This window comes from Aquabacterium sp. (genome assembly GCF_004297345.1).
In the GTDB taxonomy this organism is placed as follows: Bacteria; Pseudomonadota; Gammaproteobacteria; order Burkholderiales; family Burkholderiaceae_C; genus Aquabacterium.
Window position 1 is genome coordinate 1 of record NZ_SCTN01000072.1, and the last position, 6,681, is coordinate 6,681.

A 6,681-nucleotide genomic window follows, 5' to 3' on the forward strand; every position below is an offset into this window, starting at 1 on the left:
CCATCCGAAACGGTCACGGTGAACGAGTCGGCGCCGTTGTAGTCCTTGGCCGGCGTGTACGTCCAGGTGCCATCGGCATTGACGGTCACGGTGCCGTGAGTCGGGTCACTGCCCTTGGCAAACGTCAGCGCATCGCCATCTGGATCGGTGGCCTTGACCTGACCGGAGACAGGCTTGTCTTCGTCAGTCGTGAGCTTGTAGTGGCCCGTCGTGGGATCCAGGTTGGGATTGCTGGGATCGTCGATCTTGGGCGGATCGTTGACGGGCAGCACGCCAATGTCGACTGTGGCCGTGGTCGTGCCGCCATGGCCGTCCGAAACGGTCACGGTGAACGAGTCGGCGCCGTTGTAGTCCTTGGCTGGCGTGTACGTCCAGGTGCCATCGGCATTGACGGTCACGGTGCCGTGAGTCGGGTCACTGCCCTTGGTAAACGTCAGCGCATCGCCATCTGGATCGGTGGCCTTGACCTGACCTGAGACAGGTTTGTCTTCGTCAGTTGTGAGCTTGTAGTGGCCGGTCGATGGATCCAGATTGGGGTTGGTCGGATCGTCGATCTTGGGCGGATCGTTGACGGGCAGCACGCCAATGTCGACCGTGGCCGTGGTGGTGCCGCCATGGCCATCAGAGACGGTCACGGTGAACGAGTCGGCGCCGTTGTAGTCCTTGGCCGGTGTGTACGTCCAGGTGCCATCGGCATTGACGGTCACGGTGCCATGAGCTGGATCGGAACCCTTGGCAAACGTCAGCGCATCGCCATCTGGATCGGTAGCCTTGACTTGACCGGATACCGGTTTGTCCTCACTGGTCAGGACCTTGTAATGGCCGCTGTTCGGGTCCAGATTGGGGTCGTCAATTTTCGGCGCATCGTTGACTGGCGTGATGCCGATATCGACATAGGCTGTGGTCGTGCCACCTTTGCCGTCAGACACGGTCACGGTGAATGAGTCCGCGCCGTTATAGTCCTTGTTGGGTGTGTAGACCCAGCTGCCATCCGGGTTGACAGTGACGGTGCCATGCAAGGGGTCCGAGCCCTTGGTGAATGTCAACGGGTCGCCATCGGGGTCGGATGCCTTGACTTGACCAGACACCGGTTTGTCTTCCGGTGTTTCAAACTGGTAGCGACCACTGGCGGGTTTGTAGTTGTTGCCGTTGTCGTCTACATAGGGCGCATGGTTGCCCTGCGGTGCACTCACCGTGTTGTCTGCCGACGCAATCGGCGTGCTGGCCTCGCGATCCGGCGTGCTGTAGGCGAACTCTTGTGGCGTCACCGCTTCGATCACGCGGTCCACGCGCAAGCCGGGCGACATCGATCCACCGCCGCCACCGGTCACACCGGCTGCCGTTGCGGCATCCTCATCGCCTCGCTCAACGGCGTTGATGGCGTCGTCCAGCGACTTGTGGTCGAGTGTGTGCTTGGTGTGGCTTGGCTTTTTGTGGTCAGCGTCAGCCTTGTCATTGACATCGGCCAGGGCCACTTGCATGTCACGCGGCATCCAGGCGTTGCCGTCCACATCGGTGATTTGCAGCTCGGCATTTTGCGATGCCAGGATGACGTCACCTGGTTGGATGGCATCGCCTTCCTGCAGTGGTCGAGCGGTCTTTTCGCCTGTCGGAATGACGTGGGCGCGTCCTTGCAGACTGGTGACGATGCCGCCTGGAACTTGCGCGGATTTGGACATGGCAAAACCTCTCGAAACGTAACTAAAGCCGTTGCAGCGAGGATAGCCAGCAGGCCTTCCTCAAGGTGAATTGGGCGGACCGCAGTCCGTGAACAATTCCGGCCTTGCGCCGAATAAATCAACGCTTTAGCGCAGCCCTTATGAGGGTTGCGCCGTGTTTCGATGGCTTTGCCACCAAGTGAAACGGGCCAGACGTGTCCAACAATCTCTTGTCGGCTTGTCTGGCCCGCTGTGAAGGGCTTTCGTCACATGTGGACGGGGTCTTTGGCGACTTAAGGTGCGTGCTGCCTGTATGTCCAGACAAGGTCTGGATCAGCGCTCGCGCAGCGCATACGAATGCGCCTTGAGCACCGGTTTGAGCAGGTAGGACAACACGGTCTTCTTGCCTGTGAGTACGTCCACTTCAGCCGTCATGCCCGGGATGATGGGCATCTTGTCGTTGAAGTTGGATTGCCTGGTTTTCACGCGCACCACGTAGAAGGTGTTGCCCTTTTCATCGGTGACGGTATCGGGGCTGATGTTCTCGACCGTCGCGTCCAGGCCGCCGTAGATGGAAAAATCGTACGCGGTGAACTTGACCGTGGCGGCCTGTCCGGGGTGGATGAAGGCGATGTCACGCGGCTGAACCTTGGCTTCCAGCACCAGTGCATCGTCCAGTGGCACAACCTCCACGATGTCCTTGCCCGGTGTGATGACGCCGCCCACGGTGTTGGCCAGCAGGCGCTGCACGCGGCCCCGCACGGGTGACTTCACCTGAGACTTGTCCACCTTGTCGGCCAGCGCCACAGCGCCTTCATTGATGGCGTTGAGCCGCCCCAGCACGTCAGACAAATCCTTGCGGATCTCATTGCGGAAGGACAGATCGGTTTCCTGGATCTTGCGCGTGGCTTCGGCAATGGCTGCCTTGGCACGTGAAGCCTGGGCGCTGGCCTGTTCCTTGTCGCCGCGGGCGCGGGTCAGGTCGCGCTCCAGTCGCAGCACGTCCACCTCAGACACGGCGCCTGTGGCCAGCAGGGGTTTGGTCTTGGTCAGTTCCTGTTGGGACAGTTCCAGCGAACGTTTGGCCGATTCTTTCTTGGCCTGGGCCTCGGTCAGTTCTTGTTCTCGTTGCGACAATTGCTCTTCGCTGATCGAAACCAGCGCTTTCAGTTCCGAGCGTTTGGCGTCATACAACTGGCGCTCTTCATCGATCACGCGTTGCTCTTCGGCGTTGCCCTCTTTGGGGGCGGGCGGGTTGAACGCATGGCCCTCGGCCAGCGCTTTCAGCCGAGCCAGCTTGGCACGCAAGGCAAAGGCTTGCGCGGCGCTTTCACGCACACCGGAGGTCGCACGGGTCTCGTCGATCTTGAGCAGCAACTGCCCGGCTTCCACCACCTGGCCTTCCTTGACCAGGATTTCGGAGACCACGCCGCCATCCAGCGACTGGATCACCTGCAACTGCCTGGATGGGATCACCTTGGCTTCACCTTTGGTGACTTCGTCGATCCTGGCCAGGCCAGCCCATGTCAACAGCACGGCAACCAGCAACAAGGCTGTGCGCACCAGGGTCTGAGCCCGGTAGGTGTGCTCGGTGCTCATCACCGCATGCGCGTCCAGCTCGAACGAACGCATGCCCGCATCGGCGGCTGTCTCGGGTGTCACGCGTGGGCCAGCCAGCTTGTCCAGCACACGGTCGGTCACGGGCGTGATCTTGCGGCGCACGGCCTCCAGCACGTTGACCACTTTCTGTCCGGCGTTCAGCAAGGTATTCATGTCGATCTCCTTGCCTTGATCAGGATGCGCGGGCAATGCGGCCGCTTTGCAGCGCCTGCATGATCCGTTCGCGCGGGCCATCGGCCACGATCTTGCCCTGGTCAACCACGATCACGCGGTCCACAAAAGACAGCATGGATGTGCGGTGCGTCACCAGCACAACCGTCTTGCCTTGCGAGAAGGCCTGCATGCGTTGCGTCACCAATGCTTCGGTCGAGAAGTCCATCGCGCTGGTGGGTTCATCAAGCAGCAATATGGGCGCGTTGTGCAGCACGGCGCGGGCAATGCCCACGCTCTGGCGCTGGCCACCTGAGAGCAACTCACCGCGCTCGCCCACCTGCATGTCATAGCCTTGCGGGTGGCGCTGCACGAACTCGGTCAGGCCTGCCGTTTCACTCGCGGCCACAACGGCGTCATCCTGCGCATGGGGCATGCCGAAGGTGATGTTGTCGCGCAGCGAGCCGTAGAACAGCGTCACATCCTGAGAGACGTGAGCGAGGTTGCGGCGCACGTCAGCTGGATCCAGCTGGCGCATGTCGATGCCATCGAGCAGCACGGCGCCGTCCGTGGGTTGGTACAGCCCCAGGATCAGCTTTTGCAGTGTGGTTTTGCCCGAGCCGACCTTGCCGATCAGCGCGACCTTTTCACCTGGGTTGACCTTGAAGCTGATGTTGTCCAGCGCCGAATCCTGGCGGCCTGGATAGGCAAAGGACACATGGCGGAATTCGATCTCACCTTTGAGTTCCTTGCGCTGCACGAAGTTCGTGCCGGCTGGGCGCTCAACGGGTTGGTCCATGATCTTGTTGAGCGATTCCATGGCCGTGCGTGCGCCCTGGTATTGCATCAGCAGGCCCACGATCTGTCCGGCAGGCGCCAGCGCGCGGCCCGCCAGCATGGTCGAGGCGATCAGGCCACCCATGGTCAATTGCTTGTCGGTGATCAGGTAGACGCCGGTCAGGATGATGCTGACCGATACCAGCTGTTGCAGCGTGGCCGTGGTGTACATCGCCGTGGACGACAGCCCGCGCATGCGTACATTCAGTGTCGACAGAAACTGGTTGGCCCGTTCCCAGCGCGCCTGGATCAGGCCTTCGGCGCCTTGAGACTTGATGGTCTCGATACCGGTCAGGCTTTCCACCAGGGTGGCATTGCGTTGCGCAGAAGCCTGATAGGTACTTTGCGACAACTCATGCAGGCGATGCTGCAGGACATAGCCCGACACCACGATGGCCGTGAACACGGTCAGCACAGGCAAAACGAGCCACGGCGAGATCCATGCGATCACGATCACGAACAACAGCGCAAAGGGCAGGTCGATCAGCGCGGTGACCGTGCTGGAGGCGATGAAGTCGCGCACCTGCTCGAAGCCGCGCAGGTTCGATGCGAACGAGCCCACCGATTGTGGGCGGTTTTCCAGCCGCATGCCCAGCACGCGCTCCATCAACGAAGCCGAGATCTGCACATCAATGCGGGCACTGGCTTCGTCCACAAAGTGGCTGCGCAGCAAGCGCATGAACAGATCGCCGCAGAACACCAGGCACACGCCGATGGCCAGCACCCACATGGTCTCGGTGGCATGGTTGGGCACGACGCGGTCGTACACGTTCATCGAGAAAATCGGAAACGCCAGCGCGAACAGGTTGACCAGCAAGGCCGCCCACATCACGTCGCGGTAGACAAAGCGCTGAGCGAGCACCGGGCCCCAGAACCAATGGCCGGATTTGGTGGCGCGGATCTCGGGTGTGCGCGAATCGAACTTGAAGTGCGGGCGGGCAAACAGCACCACGCCGGTGTAGCGGGCTTGCAGTTCGTCCGTGCTCAAGGTGATGGCGCCCTGACCGGTTTCGGGCAGCAGGATGCGCCAGTCGCTCTTGTCACGACCCAGCAGCACGCAGGCTTGGTTGTTGTGCAGGATCAGGACGGCGGGCAGGGTGAGCTCGTCAATCCTGGCCAGATCCAGCCTTTGCAGCTTGGTGGCCAGGCCAGCCTTGGCGGCAGCGCGTTCGGCCAGCGTCAGGGGCAGGGCACCTTTGTCCAGCGGCAGGCCGGCTGTCAGCGAGGCACGCGATGCCGGAATCCCATGTTGTCGGCAAACCTCAACCAGGCAGTCCAGCAGCGGATCGGGGGCGATCAGATCTTCGCGCAGGCGTGGCACCGAGTCAGCCTGGACAGGCGCGTCGATCGGTGGGGATGCGGTCGGCTCAGAGGTATCCAGCGTGGCGGTCATGTGTGTGGTCGTGTGGTCCGACGCCGCACGAGACACCAGTCGTCATCGCGGCGTGATCAGCGGATATCGGCACAATGCACGGCAAATTGACCCTCGATGCGGTCGGCAAAGTACCGCTCCAGGGTCATGCGCACCGTGCGGAAGGCCAGGTCGTCCCAGGGGATTTCATGCTGATGGAAGAGCTTGGCTTCCATGGTTTCCGGGCCTGGCGAGAATTCGGTGTCCAGCAGGCGGGCGCGGTAGAACAGGTGCACCTGGCCAGCCGTGACCACATTGATGATGCAGTACAGGCCTTGCATCTCGATGTGGGCGCCCGCTTCCTCGTCGGTTTCGCGGGCGGCGCCTTCTTCGGTGGTTTCACCTAGCTCCATGAAGCCGGCTGGCAGCGTCCAGAAGCCCTTGCGCGGCTCGATGTTGCGCTTGCACAGCAGCACCTGTTCGCCCCAGACAGGCAGCGTCCCCACCACGTTCAACGGATTGACGTAGTGGATGTGGTGGCAGGACGGGCACACGGCGCGGTCCCGGTTGTCATCCTCGGGAACCTTGTACTCAACCGGTGTGCCACAAACCTGGCAGTGCTCGATTCGGCGTGAAAACAGCATGCGAGCAGTTTAGGGCAACAAGCGGGCGATTCCTGGGGGTGTGGCCGGCAATTGACAGGCTTGCGGGCAGCTGTGGTTGTGATGTGGCGTCGGTTCATGTAGCCCCATCGGCCTTTATCGTCGTTTGGAGCCGGCGTGCAGAAGGGTGATCCACGGTGTAAAGCTCTCCAGCACCTGAAGCGGGTGCCCTCGGTGCCAGAACACCGAACGGCGCGTCCATATGGGCGTAGCGAGCGCGTGTGCATCGGCCTGGGGCGCGACCCGGGCCCATTGGCGGGCCAGATGCCGCCTCTCGGGGGATTGGCTGGCCAAGGCCTGGGCGATCAGCGGGTCGCGCCGCACCTGGTTGTGCTCGAACAGCAATTCGGCCAGAGGGCGGTTGCCGAGGCCTTTGATGGCGCGCCAGGGGCCTTTCACGGCG

Annotated in this window: 4 protein-coding genes and 1 pseudogene; all 5 read right to left on the bottom strand. The window is 61.9% G+C overall.

The window, feature by feature from the left end:
• Positions 1-1,679, bottom strand: a 1,679-nt coding sequence (locus EPO09_RS02140; protein ID WP_290639703.1) for a retention module-containing protein, incomplete at its 3' end; no start/stop codon positions are given.
• Positions 1,680-1,991: 312 nt separating this feature from the next.
• On the bottom strand, positions 1,992-3,431 hold the full coding sequence (locus EPO09_RS02145; RefSeq protein WP_290639705.1) for an HlyD family type I secretion periplasmic adaptor subunit: 1,440 nt from the start codon (positions 3,429-3,431) through the stop codon (positions 1,992-1,994).
• Positions 3,432-3,450: 19 nt separating this feature from the next.
• Entirely contained in the window at positions 3,451-5,658 is a 2,208-nt protein-coding gene (locus EPO09_RS02150; RefSeq protein WP_290639707.1) for a type I secretion system permease/ATPase, read from the bottom strand.
• Between the two features lie 56 nt (positions 5,659-5,714).
• The gene (locus EPO09_RS02155; RefSeq protein WP_290639709.1) at positions 5,715-6,260 is read right to left on the bottom strand and encodes an NUDIX hydrolase; all 546 of its coding nucleotides are present in this window, start codon (positions 6,258-6,260) and stop codon (positions 5,715-5,717) included.
• A 114-nt stretch (positions 6,261-6,374) separates the two neighbouring features.
• Positions 6,375-6,681 (bottom strand): annotated as a pseudogene (locus EPO09_RS02160) (hypothetical protein); the annotation flags it as partial.

Bases quoted from the DNA above. Each gene is read 5' to 3' on its own strand.
- EPO09_RS02145 (WP_290639705.1), bottom strand. From the start codon at position 3,431: ATGAATACCTTGCTGAACGCCGGACAGAAAGTGGTCAACGTGCTGGAG.
- EPO09_RS02150 (WP_290639707.1), bottom strand. From the start codon at position 5,658: ATGACCGCCACGCTGGATACCTCTGAGCCGACCGCATCCCCACCGATC.
- EPO09_RS02155 (WP_290639709.1), bottom strand. From the start codon at position 6,260: ATGCTGTTTTCACGCCGAATCGAGCACTGCCAGGTTTGTGGCACACCG.